Source organism: Pseudoalteromonas sp. S3785, from assembly GCF_005887365.1.
In the GTDB taxonomy this organism is placed as follows: Bacteria; Pseudomonadota; Gammaproteobacteria; order Enterobacterales; family Alteromonadaceae; genus Pseudoalteromonas.
Genome location: NZ_PNCT01000022.1, coordinates 1 through 17,121 on the forward strand (window position 1 = coordinate 1; position 17,121 = coordinate 17,121).

A 17,121-nucleotide genomic window follows, 5' to 3' on the forward strand; every position below is an offset into this window, starting at 1 on the left:
AGTAAAAACCGAGTAAAGCTTTCGCGTCCTGCTTACGCCCTTACCTACATCCATGTAGGCAACAAAGAGGAAATTGCCCTTAGGCAGAACCCTTTGGGCAGCGCTTGTTTGGCATTTATACGTCGTTATCGCCTATTTATGGGGAACAACCACACTACATAGCCTCTGCCTTGCCTAAATACCAAACAGGCTGCTGCAAATTCAACCTCGAAAGGTCAACAGCCCCTAAGTAAATGAAATAGCCAGCACGTGGCGTTAATATAAAGGCGTCGCTAAATTTAGCGACGCTTTTTGTTTTACATAAATTTACGATATTTCAATAATAAAGCACATACAACGTTGTTACTTTGTCATTTTTTTTGCCATTATAGGCCGAGTTTTAAAAACGAAGGAACATTGCGGTGTATTTAAGCTACTTTGGCTTGAGCGAAAAGCCATTTTCGATCTCGCCCAACCCCCATTATCTATTTTTAAGCGAACGCCATAAAGAGGCACTTGCCCACTTAACCTATGGTCTAGGCGAAGATGGCGGGTTTGTTTTGCTCACCGGCGAAGTGGGAACAGGCAAAACCACCATTACCCGCAGTATGCTAGAGCAACTACCAGAGAATACCCAAGTTGCGATGATCCACAATCCGGCGTTGTCGGAGCTTGAGCTTTTGGCCAGTATTTGCGATGAGCTAAACATTACTTACGATGTTCAAAATGCCACCCTTAAAAGTTTAACCGACATTATTAAGCAGCACCTAGAGGCTAATAATAAAGCGGGCGGGCATACAATTTTAATTATTGATGAAGCGCAGCTTCTTGCTCCCGATGTACTTGAGCAGTTACGACTGCTAACTAACATAGAAACTGATCATAAAAAGCTGTTACAAATTGTTTTAGTGGGGCAACCAGAGCTTCAGGCATTATTAAAACGCACAGAGCTTAGGCAATTAGCACAGCGAATTACAGCACGGTATCATTTATTGCCGCTCACCCAAGGGCAAACGGTTGCCTATATAAAGCACCGTTTACATATTGCGGGGTGTGATAAAGGCGTGTTCTCGCTCGATGCTATGCAAGCTGTGCATCAGTTAACTGGCGGCATTCCACGTTTAATGAATTTAGTGTGTGAGCGGGCGTTAGTTGGGGCTTTTTCTAAGCAGCAGCTTATTGTTGATAGTGATATTGTTAAACAATCAGCGCAAGAATCACTGCCTATGGACTTTGTGGCTACGCAGAGTAATGAACTTAAATCCACAGGCCATGTTTATTATTACTTAGCATTTGCTGCTTTATTTGCAGTGGGTGTTGGTATGTCGTTTATTATATAGTTAGGTAATTTATGTCTTATTTATTAGATGCATTAAAGCAATCTCAACAAGCAGATATGAGCGCCGAGCAATATGATTTGCAGGCAGCGCAGTTAAAACAGCAACAAGCACTCACGCGTTATAAAAAGATGGTGTGGCTACTTGGCGGCGCAATTGCAGCATTTATTGCTATAGCGGGTGGATTTACGGCGGGTAAGTGGTTTCAAACCAGTGCACTACTAAAAGCAAGCCAGCCGGTTGATTTTGTTAGTACTGATAGTAAAAAACAAAAACAAGCAGTAACAGATGAGCCAATTACAGCGCAAAATGAAACCGCACAGCCTGTAAAGTCACCTTCTACAGAGGCTGAAAAAAATAGCAATAAAGCCACTATAGAAGGGCAGTGGGTGTATGTGCAAACACCAACAGGTGTACAAAAAATGTTGCTTACCCCACAAGGGCAGTATATCCCTATTAATGATAACCCGACAAAGCAACAAGCTTACAATGTGCAAACCCCTATAAATGCTAATGGCTATGCGTTTAATCAGCCGACTTATAATGCACAGTTACCTAACACGCAAAACTATAATCCACTTGCTTATAATGCACCCGGCCAAAACACACAATTTATGCAGCCGCAAGCACAAAATACCAGCTCAGCAGGTTTAGATATGAGCAAGTACAAAGTGCTCGGAAAACCATTGAATGGTGAAAATACCCCAAGTACGCAAGTGCCGCAAAGTAGTCCGGAGCTTGATGCTGTACCGAGCAAATTAAAAGACGCTTTTGCACAAGCAATCAAAGACTCGCAGCAGGAGCAGGACTACGAAGTAACGCAGGCTTCACGCAGCTCCTCGCGAGTAGAACCTATTGAGCTATTACCCGATGGTTTGCAAGCTATGTTGCCGAGCATTAAATATCAAGCACACATATATTCTTCACGTGCGGATAAGCGTTGGATAAAGCTTAACGGCCGTGAGTTACACGAAGGCGATAATATAGGTGCGCTAAAAGTGCGCGAAATTACCCCAGAGCAAAGCGTACTAGACTTTGATGGCTATGAATTTAGCTTAAAAGCTCTGCAAGACTGGCCACAGTAATATTGAACTATTAAAAAGCCGCCGTAACGCGGTTTTTTTAAGGTAAAATCGAATTTTTATAAAAGCGTTCTAAATCAATATTATAATCAGCTGGTTTAACTGTCGATTCGAGTACGTCAGCTGTTTTTTTATTGGCTAAGTCAATATCTTGTACTTCGGTATAGCGGCTATGCTTTGCGCTATAGAATGTTTTTACCACCGGTTTTAAAGGAGTCGTTGGGTTGCTTTCGGTTACTAGGCCTACTTTTTGGCTTGAAAGCTTAACTAAGGTACCTACCGGGTGAATGCCAATACATTGAATAAATTTAGTGAGTAGTTCACCATCAAAGCTATCGGGGCAGCCATCTTTTAAAATTTTAAACGCTTTAATAGGCTCCATGCCTGCTTTATAGACACGTTCTGCTGTCAGTGCATCATATACATCTACAATAGATGCCATGCGTACGTATTGGCTTATCTCATCGCCTTTTTTGGCAAACGGGTAGCCTTTTCCATCTAAACGCTCATGATGTAGGCTGGCAATATCTATAGCAATACCTGTTAATCCTGCTTCTTCCAAAATTTGTTTTGAATGCAAAGCATGGTTTTGCATAATTTTAAATTCGTCATCACTTAAGCGGCCCGGTTTATTGAGCACTTCGTCAGGGGTTTTAATTTTTCCTATGTCATGTAACAAAGCACCTGTAGTAAGCTCTGCAATAATATCGCGCTCTATGCCTAAGTGCTTTGCAAAAATACCCATCAATATAGATACATTAATAGAATGCTCAAGTAAGTATGCATCTTTTTGGCGCATTTGTGTTAAGCAGGCTAGGGCATCTTGGTTTCTAAAAATTGAATCCATAAAACCACTGGCAAGTTCCTTAAAAGGCGCTATGTCTATATCTCTGCCCGCTTTTATATCGCCAAAGGCCTTTTGTTGAAGTGTTTTAGCTTCGTCGTAGAGCTTTTTAGCTTTGCCCATTTCTTGTTCGCTACTATGAACTTTAAGCCAAGGGTCGCGTTTTTTAATATCAGCCTTAGGCGTTGGCGCTGGGGCTTGGGTGTCGGGCTCGGATGACGTTAATGTTTTATCTGGATCTATCTCTATTTCTAAAATGCCCGCTTTTTTGAGCTTATCAATACCCGCCTGAGTTTTAACCCAGCCTTGGTTTTTAATTTTAATGCGCCCAGTTTGCTTTGTAACACTTTGTACAAACATGCCAGGCTGTAATTGCGAAATAGAGATAACGTTCAATTTTCTTACTTCTATAAGGGTTCTTTGTTTAAATTAGCATCATTATACGTTGCAACGTAAAAAAAAAGGCACTTTTAAGTGCCTTTTTTTTCATTTTTAGTTAATTAGTATTAGATGGTTATTCGTCATCTTCTACTAGGGTCATCAGTGAGGTATTACCGCCAGAGGCAGTGGTATCAATACTGATCGTTTTTTCGGTAATTAAGCGTTTAATTAACGTATCGTAATACTCTGAAGTAATTACTGGCAAAATAGCGCCTTTACGCTGTGCAAGTTGTTGGCTGAAGTAACCTAAACGAGACGAACGTGCTGCAACCACCGCACCCGCTAAGTGAGGGTGAGCCAAAATAGCTTGAAGCTGGTTAGGTTTTGCAACCTGGAACACGCCCTCTGCAACGCCTGTGGCAATAAACTTGTCTTTAAAAGCTACCGCCTCATCATAAAACAGCTCTGATGCTACCGTAATTACTGTATTACCAGCAGCTAGTGCTGTAATAATTGACAGCGCCCAGAAGTTAAATGACGTGCTTTTATCTGCATAACATACTACACAACCACGTGCTTCAAGGTGCAAGGTGTTTGATTCACCTGTAGGCCCAGGCAAAGTAGTAAACTTACGCATGTGTTTTTCGAGGCGGTTTAATTGTGCACGCGCTTCTGAAAGCGTTAATGCCAAATCGTCCGCTAGGTCATCAATAATTTCGACCGTTGCTACTTTAGCAAGCAGCTGACGAACAGCCGATACACGGTCATTTAGCGGTGTTGCACGCCAAATTTTCTCATCGCGCATTGAGTTAGCCATTAGCTTTTTAACTTGTTCATTTGCACCGCTGTAATGGTGTAAATCAAGCTCATCTGGCGTTAGGTTAGTCATTTGCACGTTATCAGGCGATGCTTTTTCTTTTACTAAACGCTGCAGGTAGTTAGGTCCACCGGCTTTAGGGCCGGTACCTGATAAACCACGGCCACCAAATGGTTGCACACCTACAATAGCACCAATCATATTACGGTTTACGTATACGTTACCCGCACGCGACATTTTAGCTAGGTACTCACAACGCTCTTCTATACGAGAGTGAACACCCATTGTTAGGCCGTAACCTGTGTTATTTATTTGGTCAATTACGTTGTCAATATCATTCGCTTTAAAGCGAATAATGTGTACACATGGACCAAATACTTCACGCTTAAGTACTGATAAATCTTCTATTTCGTACAAACGAGGCGCAAAAAAGTAGGCTCCGTTTTGCGTGTTGTCAGGTATCTTACACTCGTAATGAAGTGTTGCATTACCTTTTAAGTATTCAACATGCTCATTTAGCGTTTTAAGGGCTTTTTCATCAATTACCGGGCCTACATCGGTAGAAAGCATTGATGGGTCCCCAACATGCAGCTCTGCCAGCGCACCTTTAAGCATTTCAATAATGCCATCAGCAACATCTTCTTGTATAAATAATACACGCAGTGCTGAACAGCGTTGACCAGCACTTTGGAAACCTGAGCTTATTACATCATCCACAACTTGCTCTGGCAGCGCTGTTGAATCAACAATCATACAGTTTTGGCCGCCGGTTTCTGCTATTAACGGTACTTGAATATCGTTACGCGCAGCGAGAGTTTGTGAAATAAGTGTGCCGGTTTCTGTAGAACCAGTAAACATAACAGCTTGTATACGCTCATCAGGTACAATTGTTTTACCCACTTCAGAACCGCGGGCGATTACTGGCTGCACTACATGCTCTGGTAAGCCAACCGAAAGCATTAATTCAATAGCACGAAGTGCAATTAAGCTTGTTTGCTCTGCAGGTTTTGCAATAACTGTATTACCCGTAACGATTGCTGCAGCTACTTGGCCTAAGAAAATAGCAAGCGGGAAGTTCCATGGGCTAATACATAAAATGACACCGCGGGCTTCAAAACGTTCATCGCTAGCTAGTTCTTCTGCGCGGGCAGCGTAGTAGCGACAAAAATCAACAGCTTCACGTACCTCATCGATACCATCTTGTGCAATTTTACCGGCTTCTTTAATACATATAGCCACAAGCTCATCGTGGTGGCGCTCTAAAATATCTGCTACACGACGTAGTAAATTAGCACGCTCTTTTACAGATGTTTGCGACCATGACTCAAATGCCGCTTCAGCATTGGCTAAAATATCTTTCATCTCATCGCTAGATTGCAGTTTAACGTGGCCGATGATTTCGTTATGATTTGCTGGGTTTGTAACCGCTAATGCGCCTTCAGGTACTTGGCCTTTATCAATTAAATGCTCGTTAAACCAGCTTTCAAGGTTCTCTTTGAATGGCGTAATCACATTAATATCGGTTAAGTCCATGCCTTTAGAGTTAGCACGTTCATCGCCGTATAAGTCGATTGGCATTTTAATTTGCGTATTGTACTTATTACGTAAACCTTGCAGTGTTTCTACTGGATCAGGTAATAGCGACTCAACTGGTTTAGTGGTATCTACAATGGCGTTTACAAACGATGAGTTAGCGCCATTTTCAAGTAAACGACGAACTAGGTAGGCAAGCAGGTCTTCGTGCTGGCCTACTGGAGCATACACACGACATTGAATTTTTTCCTCATTTACGATTTGGTCAAATAAAGATTCGCCCATACCGTGTAAACGTTGGAATTCAAAACCGGTGTTATCGCCTTTAGCAACTTCTAAAATAGTGGCTGCAGTGTAAGCGTTGTGCGTTGCAAATTGTGGGTAGAGCACATCACGCGCTTCGAGCATTCTAATCGCACAGGCTTTGTAAGATACATCGGTCGTTGCTTTACGTGTAAATACAGGGTAGTGCTCTAAACCATCTTGCTGAGTGGTTTTGATTTCGGTATCCCAGTAGGCACCTTTAACTAGGCGCACCATCATTTTACGGCCTACGCGAGTAGCAAGCTCAGTTACCCATTCAATAACAAAAATAGCGCGCTTTTGATACGCTTGTACGGCCAAGCCAAAACCTTGCCAGTTACCTAGATCTTCATCGCTAAATACCGCTTCAATAACATCTAACGAAATATCTAAGCGGTCAGCTTCTTCGGCATCAACCGTAAAGCCAATATCGTATTGTTTAGCTGCAAGCGCCAGCTCTTTAAGTTTAGGCACAATTTCGGCCATCACGCGCTCTTTATGCGTGAACTCATAACGTGGATGAATAGCAGAAAGTTTAACGGAAATACCTGGGCTTTTAACTGGGCCACGGCCATTTGCTGCTTTACCAATGGCATGGATTGCGTTCATGTAGCTGTCGAAGTAACGCTTGGCATCTTTCATTGTGCGCGCGCCTTCGCCTAGCATGTCATATGAGTAAACGTAGCCTTTTTGCTCTTTTTCGGCAGCGCGTTCAATGGCCTCATCAATGGTGCGACCCATAACGAACTGCTTACCCATAATTTTCATGGCAAAGTTTACAGATTTGCGAATAACAGGCTCGCCTAAACGACCTATGGTCTTTTTAAGCATGCCAAATTGCTGTTCTTTGGTTTTATCTGTGTAGTTAACCATTTTACCGGTTACTAATAACCCCCATGAAGAAGCATTAACGAATAAAGAATCGCTGCTTCCTAAATGAGAACTCCAATCACCTTTAGCAAGCTTGTCACGAATTAACGTATCTTGCGTGGCTTTGTCTGGTACGCGAAGTAGGGCTTCGGCCAAACACATTAACACTACACCTTCCTCACTAGAGAGTGAGAATTCATTTAAAAGTGCGTCTACACCGCTTTGACCGTCTTGGTCTTTTCGAATGTTTAAAACAATCTGGCGAGCTCTTTCCCACGCACGGCTACGTGCTTTAACACCTACTTCTGCAAGTGGTAAAATATGATCAATAACGGCATTTTCGTCAATGCGGTAAAAATCACGAATTTTCTGTCTTGTAGGACAGGTTGTTGTCAAATCGCCATTGAATAACATAAGCAACCCTCAGGAATGTTAATATGTAAACAGTAGAACAAAATTATGCGCTTGTGCCGCTAGGCTAAAGCAAACTTGCTACTAATAAATTACCAGTGATGTAATGCGTGCATTCTAATTAAATTTCAGCAGAATATGCTGGTTAAATTTCGCGATTTACGATAATTTACAGGGCATATTTTCAACTTATCCGTATAAAATTCTGTATGACAAGTCCAAATAGATTACGCCTGCTTGATCGTATCGATTTAGCAATATTAGACGTTCTTCAAAAGAACGGCAGAATTTCTAATGTTAACCTAGCAAAACAGGTTAATTTAAGTCCTAGTCCATGCCTTGACCGTGTTAAGCGGTTAGAGCAAGAAGGCTATATAGAAGGGTATTTTGCAAAGCTTAGCGAACAAAAGCTGAACCAGAGCTTAGTGGCGCATGTGCAAGTATCGCTGGTGGCATCTAACACGGCTGTATTTAAAGTGTTTAAAGAGCACATACTTAAAATTGAGCAAGTTGTTGAATGCGATATGGTAGCGGGCGGGTACGATTACCTGCTAAAAATTAGGGTCTCAGATATGGATGAGTACCGACAAGTGCTAGGAGATTTGGTCGACATTCCGGGGGTAGGGACTCACCATACTTATATGGTCATAGAAAAAATCAAGCAAGACCCTGGTTTACGTTTGGATATTTAAAATCCATATGCTTATTGCAATAGCTTACACACACATTAAAAAAGCACCTAAGGGTGCTTTTTTTAGTAGTTAGCTCAACAAAATAAGCTAATAAAAGTGTAGGTTAATTATGCCCACCCTTCGTAGCGCTTACGGCGTGAAAGTACAACGGTAAGAATAATACCTAAAAATAAACCTATAAAGGCAATAGCGCCGCCATAAGTTAATAGCTGACGTTTTTCTTTTGCTGTGGCTGCTTGTTTTTGCGCACGTTCTTGCTCAAGCGTTGTTTGCAGCTCAGTAATTTGTTGGTTAAGTAGTTTGTTTTGATTGGTTAAGCTTTGATTGTGCTTTTGTAACTGCGGGAGCTCAACTTGTGCTTGGCGCAATTTATTTTGAACACTGCTCATTTCACTACTGAGCGTTTGATACTGCTGGTGAAGACCCGGAGTTTGCGATATAAATTTAGATTCAACCCAACCTTCACGGTCTTTATCGTCTTTGATTTTTATAAAGCCGTTTTCTTCTTTTGATAGCACGGATAATTTAGTGCCCGCATCTACAGAGCCAAGTAAGCGGTAGTTTTTACCTGCACCAGAGCGCATAAAGGTATATAGATTGTCGATTATATAAGCTGTGTTTGCATCTGATGAGTTGGCTGTTTGAGCTTCTTGAGCTTGGCTTATAAACGAGGTGGCTGTTAAAAGTAGCCCTAGTAAACAGTGTTTTAGCATTTATCTACCTTGTTAGTCTATCCGTGTCCGTTGTGGTTGTGAGTAATATTTTCACATAAGTAGTGAGATAGTATGGATTAAACGCGTTAATAGCAAGGTTGATATTGTAACCCGATAATGGCATAGCTCAGTCAAAAAGGTTAAAAAATTTGCAAAATGAGGTGGCTTTGTTTATTTTGAGCACTTATTTATTTTAAAGGTAATCCTCAACCCTAATGGATACTGAGATAGAACTGAAGTTTTTGGTATCAGATGCCGTTGTTCCACTGATCCCCTCGCTAATCACACAATTTGCTAAAACGGTTATTAATAAACCTTCACGTAGTCTGCAAAATGCCTATTACGATACTCCAAGTAGAGAGCTAAGAGCCCTGGATATCGGTTTTAGAACGCGCTGTGCCGACGGTAAATGCGAACAAACCATTAAACTTGCTGGCGAAGTTGTGGGCGGACTTCACCAACGCCCTGAATATAACTTGCCGATTGAATCGAGTCGCCCTGATTTATTAGCCTTTAATAATGCTATTTGGCCTCATGGTATGCAAGTTAATGCTATTAGCGATAATTTATATCCTATTTTTAGTACTAACTTTATTCGTCGTACCTGGTTAATAGAAACCCCCAACGGTGCAAAAATCGAAGTCGTGCTCGATAAGGGGGAAATAGCTGCATCGGGTAAGGTTGATATTATTAGCGAGCTAGAAATAGAGCTTGTTGAGGGTAACAGAGACGAGCTATTTGCTTTGGCAGATAAACTTGTTAGCCAGAACTGTATTCGTTTAGGGCTTTATTCAAAAGCAGCTAGAGGCTATCGTTTAGCCGATGAAACACCGCTGAAGCCGAGTAAGTCGATAGGGTTTGTAAAATTAAAAAAACAAGCAACGCAAGAGCAAGCGCTGATTGAAGCCATGAACTTTGGTATTCGCTTTGTGCAAAAGCATGAGCAGTGTTACTTTGACAAGCCTAGTTTAAAAACCCTCAAACGCGTGACTGACGGCATTAGCTTAATTAGGCACAATTTTTGGTTGTTCGACGATATTGTAAGTAAAGAGAGCACTGAACAGTTAAGAACAGAGCTCAAGTGGTTGTTAAGTGAATTAGCCTGGGTTGAAAATGCTATTCAGTTAAAAACGTATACATCTAAGCGCCACGCATTTTATAAAAAGATAAATGCAGCGCCAGCATTAGCGCAAGTTATTAACGATTTAAAAGAGCTTCAACCGAGTATTGATGATATTAATGCTTTGTTTCAAAGTGCGCGTTATAACCGGTTACTGCTGTTGCTTACTACTTGGTTAGTAGACAAGCAATGGCGTAAATTTTGGGGCCAAACCGAGCTTAAAGCAGCAGAGCTGCCAGTGGCTAAAATTGCTAAACGCTTATTCAATAAAGATTGGCAAAATTTAGATAAATTACTCCCTAAAGAGCAAACGCTTACCGTAAAAGACTATTTAAGTTTACGCCCGCAATTAGAAAACAGCTTATTAAGCGGTAATTGCTTAGGCGCATTGTTTGACAAAGAAGCGCGTTTAGAATTTAGGCTACCGTGGTTAGATATTTCTCATGGTATGTATGAGCTCAGCACGCTGGAATATTTAAAACAGCTTTGCGGTGGGCAAGAAGATGAGCAATTGGCTAAAATTCAACAGTGGCTAGATCAGAAGTCGGATTACTTAGTCAGTGCTATGGAGCAAAGCCGTTTAGCGTCTTTTGATATAGAGCCGTATTGGCAATAATACCTTGTAGCAGGTGTTGCAGCATTAACACCTGCGTTAACCTTTTTTGTTACTTTTTTAAACTCCCTTAATTAAATAACCTCCTAATTTCTACGTAATAAAAAATGGTGTGTTAGGCACTCGTTAACTATGCTTAAAGTCATAAACCTACAACGGTAAGACTAATATGAAGTGTAGTGTTGTTTTGCTTTTTTTATTCAATAGTATTGGGGTCTATGCTCAAACCTTCACTTTTGGTGTAGTTCCGCAATATGAGCCTCAAAAATTGACTGCAATATGGCAGCCTTTTCTTAATAAAGTAACCGAAAAAACGGGCGTGCAGTTAAAGCTTGTGACAGTGGAATCAATTCCGGTTTTTGAGCAAGGTTTTGCACAAGGCGATTACGATTTTGCTTATATGAACCCATGGCACAGTGTTATTGCATTCGACAAGCAAGGTTATTTACCTATAGTGAAAGATGCTGCGCGGCATTTGCAAGGGGTATTAGTAGTCAATAAAAACAGTAATATTGAATCCGTTAAGCAGCTTGAAGGCGCTGAAATCGCTTTTCCTGCACCTAATGCATTGGGCGCTTCTTTATTGATGCGTGCTGAGCTTGCTTTGTTGTATGGCTTAACAATAAAACCTGTGTATGTACAAACCCACTCATCTGTTTATTTAAATGTGGCCCTTAATGCAACACCTGCAGGCGGTGGGGTGATGGGCACATTAATGCAGCAGCCTCAAAATCTACAAAAAAAACTAAAAGTTATTTACAAAACGCGCAAGGTTAATCGCCACCCCATAGTGGCTCACCCTAATGTAAGCCCTCAAGTACAAGCGCAAGTTCAACAAGCTATTATAGAAATAGGCAGTAACCCTAATCAAAAACACTTATTAGCGGGGATCCCAATAATTAACCCAAGTAAGGCAAGCATTGACGATTATAAACAATTAACGCAATGGGGCTTACGCTCGTTTTATGTTGAAAATTAACTGGTGGCGCAGCTTACGATGTCAAAGCTTTATAGCCGTTATGGCATTTGGCTTGTTATTGGTTTGCTTATTTATATTTTACGCTTTGCCAGAACAAGCTAAGTGGGTAAACGATGGCCTTTCTAGCGCAGCTCAGCGCTCTTTACAGCAATTATCGACTTCAATCAAAACGCCTTTATTGACCCGTCAATATGCTCAGCTGTATGAGCAAATAGACGCACAACTTAATACAAACCCTAATTGGAAAGCTATTAGGGTAGTAGAGCCGGCTACAGGCAATCAATTATACCCTTTAGATGAGTGGCAACCGCTAGATCAAAAAGGAAATGTTACCTTAAGTGAACGTATTATCTTTTTAGATAAGCCTTTGGCTGAAATTACACTCACCGTTAATTTTGAAAACGCAATAAGTGAAGCGGCAAAGCTACATTACACGTTAATTTATATTCAGTTTTTTATACTTGTGGTGTTTTTTATAGGCTTAGCTTGGTTAGTCGATTATAGAATTACTAGCCCTTTACGAGCACTGGAGGACGCTTTTTCTAAACTGGCGAAGGGAAATTTTGATTGTCACATTAATGTACAGCAGCAAAATGAAATTGGCAGCGTTATAAATGCTTTTAACAAAATGGCCAATGAGGTGGCGAATAATCACCAAAAAGTAAATGCATTAAGAATTCAAGCTGAGTCGGCTAGTAAGGCTAAGTCTGACTTTATGGCAAGTATGAGTCATGAACTTAGGACGCCTTTAAACGCTATTTTAGGGTTAGCGCAGCTATATCAATATGACAGCAAAGCAACCACCGTACACAAAGACAATGCGCAAAGTATTTACCAAGCTGGGGAGCATTTACTTTTACTAATAAACGACGTGTTGGACTTAACGTCTATTGAATCGGGGAATATGCAGTTTAATTTTGAATATGCTCCTGTTAAAGACATGCTACAGCATAGTATTGAAATGGTGAGCGAACTTGCCAGAGTTGAGCTTGTTACTATAAATACTCATAATATTGACTCCCTTGAAGGTATTTACTTATATGTAGATAAGCGCCGTTTTAAACAGGTGCTGCTAAACTTGCTCTCCAACGCAATAAAATACAATAAAGTGCGCGGTAAAATAGATATACGCTGTAAAACTGTTGATTCTAGCCGCTGTAAAATTGATATTGAGGATACAGGTTGTGGCTTTTCAGAGGATGATATTTTAAGGCTTTTTAAACCCTTTGATAGGTTAGGGGCAGAGAGCAGTAAAACACATGGTACGGGCATTGGTTTGGTGATTACTAAAGAGCTTGTAGAGCGTATGCAGGGGCAGCTACAAGTACATAGCAAAATTAATAAAGGCGCGTGTTTTACCATTAGTTTTAATAGCTTTAAAGAAAGCACGTTAACGACTACAAAAGCTGACGAACCACTCAATCATCCCAGCCGTTCTCCCGCCACTTCCGCTACAGGTAAACTCCCCGTATTAAATGTGCTGGTGGCAGAGGATCAGCTTACCAATCAGCAGGTTTTAAAGCAGCAATTGACTATGCTTGGCGTTGACTCAACGTTTGCAAATAATGGTGAGCAGGCGTGGCAAATGTTGCAAGATAAGTGCTTTGATATGCTACTTACCGATATTCAAATGCCGCTGTTAAACGGGCTTGAGCTGGCAAAAAAAATACGCAAAAACACACAGTTCAATGAGCTAATAATTATTGCTGTTACGGCCAATATTATGGAAAAAAATATACAGGATTGTTATAGCGTAGGAATGAATGGCTTTTTAACTAAACCGATAGAGCTTGAAAGCTTAAAAGAGCTGCTAATGAAGCACTCGCAAGGTATTGTTGCTGCACATACACAGCCGCTACCAACCACAGAGCAAGCAAGCTCTATGTATAACCAATTAGATATGCCTTTATTGTTTTCGATGTTAGGACAAGATGCACAGGTGCATTGTTTAGTTTTTCAGGCGTTTTTACAGACCGCTTATGAACAAGTTAAATTAATTGAAGCGTATACGCATAGCTTAAATTACGCCGATTTGTCTTTTCAAGCGCATGGTTTAAAGTCATCTGCTAAATCGGTCGCAGCGTTAAAGTTAAGTGATATTTGCCAACAGATAGAAAGTTTAGCGGCGCAAAATAAGGTCGATGAAGCGTTATTATTTGCCCTACAGACGGGGTTTAATGAAGTGGTTACACAGTTAAAAGTTTATTGTAATAAACATGAGGCACTTTCTTAATGCCTCATGTAATAAAGGTTATTAGCTTATAACTAATATTTAGCGGCTTGTCCTTTGGCGGGTAAAGAACTTAAAATGAAGTCGCGTAAATCGTTATTAGAAAGCTTAAGATCTTCATGGCGTAGGTACATCATATGGCCGCTGCGGTACCCTTTAAAGCTTAATCTGTCTTTCATTTTTCCACTTGGGTCAAGCTGCCATAATGTGTATTTAGCATCAAAGTAATTTGTTGCGCCATCGTAGTAGCCAGCTTGAATCATCACGTTTAAATACGGGTTTTGCGCCATCGCTAAACGTAAGTTTTCGCCGGTATTATTTTTACTGCGATCCCACGGGTGAACATTGCCGAATAAATTGTATTTAACATCCGTTTTGTAATTAAGCTCCTCACGTAGGTAGTAATTTATTGCAGGCGTAAACGAATGTAGCCAAGAGGTGAGCTCAGCCCAGTAATCAGGTGATTCGCCAGCATCGCGTTTATCAATACCTAAATAGCGCGAATCTAAACGTCCAACAGTTTGTCCGCGCTCACGTAAAAGTTCTTTCCAAAAAAATTGAGTGGGGATATCTAAGTTGTTTTGCGCTACAAACTGTTCTGAAAGGCCTGCATATTCAGCCATTTTTTTTATTATTTGGCGCTTTTTATCGGCATCGATAAAGCCGCCTTTAACGAGGGCTGGAATAAGCTCATTAATAGTAAACTGCTCAACTTCGGGTAAAAGTTCATAGAGCTCTTTTTTTTGTAAATCTTTTTTAAGTGCTTTGTGATACCACGCCGTTGCAGCAAAATAAGGTAAGCGGTTTGCCGCTTTTATAGGGCCGTCTCGTTTTATACCAATATCGGTTGGCGATACTAATACCACCCCATTAATGTACATCCACTGACTGTTTTGTAGCTCATGAGCAAGGCCTGATACGCGAGTCGTGCCATAGCTTTCGCCTATTAAAAACTTAGGTGAGCGCCATCGCTCATTTCTGTTTACAAAGGTATTTAGCCATTCAGCTAAGTATTTGATATCAGCATTTACACCAAAAAAGTGCTCTTTTTGTTTTTCTTTTGAAAGCATCTCACCTTTGGCATTTTCTACTACACGTGAATAACCTGTATTTACAGGGTTAACATAAACAATATCTGCTACATCTAATACTGAGTAGGGGTTATCTTTTACGCCATAAGGCTGAACAGGGTAGCCTTCGTCATCAATTTTTAATACGCGTGGGCCAGTGTACGCTAAGTGCATCCATACCGATGCGGAACCCGGCCCACCATTAAACGATATCAGTAAAGGGCGAGCAGCGATATTATCGACTTTATCTCGTGTGTAATAGGTGTATTGTAACGTGGCAATAGCATCCCCCCCGTCATTCCACACAGGTTGGGTCCCTGTTTTAACGGTGTAGCTAAAGCGTTCACCATTGATTTTTGCTTTATGTTTGGTGACTACATGGCTATCAATGTCTATTTTTCGTTGATTATCTGCTAATGCAGCACTACTTATCATTACAATGGTAAGCGCTAAGGCATAACGAGTTAATTGGGAAAGCTTCATTGTCGTTCCTTATAATTGTTTAGAGGCTATTTAAAATAAAAAACACATAAATAACAAAAGTATTGAGACTAATAGCCGATAATAGTAGTTAAGCTCATTAGCTGAGTACTTGTTTATTTAATGTTAATTGCCCCTCGCGTGTTTAGCTTAGCTTAAAAATAAAGTATATTTAGCCGGCTTTAGATTTGAATAAAAATACAGAGCGGGCCGCAACACAAATGGACCTAGCCTACTTATTGGCTATATAAACAGAACTTTATTGGATGTTTTTCATTATTTGCCATTTAGAGCAAGTTTAAGTAGTAAAATAACAAGATTAAAGAGAAGTTTATGCAAAGAGTATTAGTGGTCGAAGACAGCAAAGTAGTACAACAGGTACTACGCCACTTAACGGCTCAATATTTAGATGTCGCTGTTGATTTTGCTTGGTCATTAAATGAATGCAAAGACTATATTGAGAAACATAAATACTCCTTAGCATTAGTTGATTTAACCCTACCTGATGCCCCTAATGGCGAAGTTGCTAAATTTACACTTTCGCATGCTATTCCTACCGTGGTACTTACTTCAAAAATTGATGAATATAAGCGCCAACAAATGCTTGAGCTCGGGGTTATTGATTATGTAATAAAAGACAACCGTGACTCATACCATTACGCTATTAAGCTAGTGGCGCAGCTTTTGAGAAATCAAGGCTGTAAGGCGTTGGTTGCTGATGATTCGGTGTTAAGCCGCTCCTTAATGAAGCAAATGCTAGAAAAACAATTATTTGATGTAACCGATGCGCAAGATGGCCAGCAAGCACTCGAAATAATTAAAAGTAACCCTAATATAAAATTGCTTATGACCGATTATGCGATGCCATTGATGGATGGTTTTGAATTGGTTAAAGCGGTGCGCAATTTTAGAGGGCGCGATGATTTGGCCATCATTGGGCTTTCGGGGGCAGGTAAACATGGGTTATCGGCTCGCTTTATTAAATACGGTGCTAACGACTTTTTAACAAAGCCATTTATGAATGAAGAGTTTCATTGTCGTGTTATGCAAACAATGGAGCAGTTGTCACTGATTGCGGATATTAAAGAAAGTGCTTATAGAGACTATTTAACGGGAATGTATAACCGGCGCTATTTTTACCAATATGCAGAGCAACTACTAAAAAAACAGCAGCAAAATACGCTGGCATTACTTGATATAGATTTTTTTAAAAATATTAATGACACGCTAGGCCACGAAGCGGGTGATCAGGCACTAAAGCAGGTAGCCACATTAATTAAAACGACGTTTTCTAAGTTTACGGTCGCCAGAGTAGGCGGCGAAGAGTTTGCTATTATATTAGATGGTATAGACACCGCTCGTGGGCGAGAGTACTTAGAAGGCTTTAGAAAAAAGCTCGCCAAGCATGAATTTTTAATCGATGACAAACCGTTTTCTATCACCATTAGTATTGGTGTTGCTGATTTTCAAAACACTGATTTAACACAGGCTATGCGTGTCGCTGACGCTGCACTTTACCAAGCTAAAAATAATGGTAGGAATTGTGTTGTTTAACTTTAAAAATAACACTAATAACAAGCTTACACGTGTTAGTTATTTGTAATGCACCAATGTAGCTAAGTTGTTAAAAAAGCGCACCTATATGGTGCGTTTTTTTTGTTCTAAGC

Annotated in this window: 11 protein-coding genes; 7 read left to right on the forward strand and 4 right to left on the reverse strand. The window is 40.6% G+C overall.

The genetic code is table 11. The features are described 5' to 3' along the window. Window positions 1-401 precede the first annotated feature (401 nt). The gene (locus tag CWC17_RS05990) at window positions 402-1,319 is read left to right on the forward strand and encodes an ExeA family protein (protein WP_055014943.1); all 918 of its coding nucleotides are present in this window, start codon (window positions 402-404) and stop codon (window positions 1,317-1,319) included. Window positions 1,320-1,330: 11 nt separating this feature from the next. After that, window positions 1,331-2,401 carry a general secretion pathway protein GspB gene (locus tag CWC17_RS05995; RefSeq protein ID WP_138612346.1) on the forward strand — a complete coding sequence of 357 codons (1,071 nt, stop codon included), beginning with the start codon at window positions 1,331-1,333 and terminating at the stop codon, window positions 2,399-2,401. 37 nt (window positions 2,402-2,438) lie between these two features. Here CWC17_RS05995 and CWC17_RS06000 read toward each other — a convergent pair whose 3' ends face one another. Continuing rightward, window positions 2,439-3,638, reverse strand: coding sequence for a cyclic di-GMP phosphodiesterase (locus CWC17_RS06000; protein ID WP_138612347.1), 1,200 nt, complete (start codon window positions 3,636-3,638; stop codon window positions 2,439-2,441). Between the two features lie 118 nt (window positions 3,639-3,756). Further along, window positions 3,757-7,560 (reverse strand): bifunctional proline dehydrogenase/L-glutamate gamma-semialdehyde dehydrogenase PutA, encoded by a 3,804-nt coding sequence (gene putA / locus CWC17_RS06005; RefSeq protein ID WP_138612348.1) that lies wholly within the window; start codon window positions 7,558-7,560, stop codon window positions 3,757-3,759. A 206-nt stretch (window positions 7,561-7,766) separates the two neighbouring features. Here putA and CWC17_RS06010 point away from each other — a divergent pair, with 206 nt between their 5' ends. Then, entirely contained in the window at window positions 7,767-8,249 is a 483-nt protein-coding gene (locus CWC17_RS06010) for a winged helix-turn-helix transcriptional regulator (protein WP_055014946.1), read from the forward strand. Between the two features lie 107 nt (window positions 8,250-8,356). On the opposite strand, the gene CWC17_RS06015 is transcribed toward CWC17_RS06010, so the two are convergent. Continuing rightward, window positions 8,357-8,962 (reverse strand): TIGR04211 family SH3 domain-containing protein, encoded by a 606-nt coding sequence (locus CWC17_RS06015; RefSeq protein WP_138540602.1) that lies wholly within the window; start codon window positions 8,960-8,962, stop codon window positions 8,357-8,359. A gap of 215 nt (window positions 8,963-9,177) precedes the next feature. Here CWC17_RS06015 and CWC17_RS06020 point away from each other — a divergent pair, with 215 nt between their 5' ends. The 3 genes from CWC17_RS06020 (at window position 9,178) to CWC17_RS06030 (ending at window position 13,907) form a co-directional block, all read left to right on the forward strand. Next, the gene (locus tag CWC17_RS06020) at window positions 9,178-10,698 is read left to right on the forward strand and encodes a CYTH domain-containing protein (RefSeq protein ID WP_055014948.1); all 1,521 of its coding nucleotides are present in this window, start codon (window positions 9,178-9,180) and stop codon (window positions 10,696-10,698) included. Between the two features lie 166 nt (window positions 10,699-10,864). Beyond that, a complete protein-coding gene (locus tag CWC17_RS06025) occupies window positions 10,865-11,674 on the forward strand; it encodes a phosphate/phosphite/phosphonate ABC transporter substrate-binding protein (RefSeq protein WP_138540603.1) in 810 nt (269 codons plus the stop codon). Beyond that, entirely contained in the window at window positions 11,661-13,907 is a 2,247-nt protein-coding gene (locus CWC17_RS06030) for an ATP-binding protein (RefSeq protein WP_138540604.1), read from the forward strand. Before CWC17_RS06025 ends, CWC17_RS06030 begins: the two co-directional genes overlap by 14 nt. A 32-nt stretch (window positions 13,908-13,939) precedes the next feature. Here CWC17_RS06030 and CWC17_RS06035 read toward each other — a convergent pair whose 3' ends face one another. After that, the gene (locus CWC17_RS06035) at window positions 13,940-15,409 is read right to left on the reverse strand and encodes a S10 family peptidase (protein WP_502704907.1); all 1,470 of its coding nucleotides are present in this window, start codon (window positions 15,407-15,409) and stop codon (window positions 13,940-13,942) included. A gap of 378 nt (window positions 15,410-15,787) precedes the next feature. Between CWC17_RS06035 and CWC17_RS06040 the strand changes: the two genes are divergently transcribed. Then, the gene (locus tag CWC17_RS06040) at window positions 15,788-17,008 is read left to right on the forward strand and encodes a GGDEF domain-containing response regulator (protein WP_138540606.1); all 1,221 of its coding nucleotides are present in this window, start codon (window positions 15,788-15,790) and stop codon (window positions 17,006-17,008) included. Window positions 17,009-17,121: the final 113 nt, after the last annotated feature.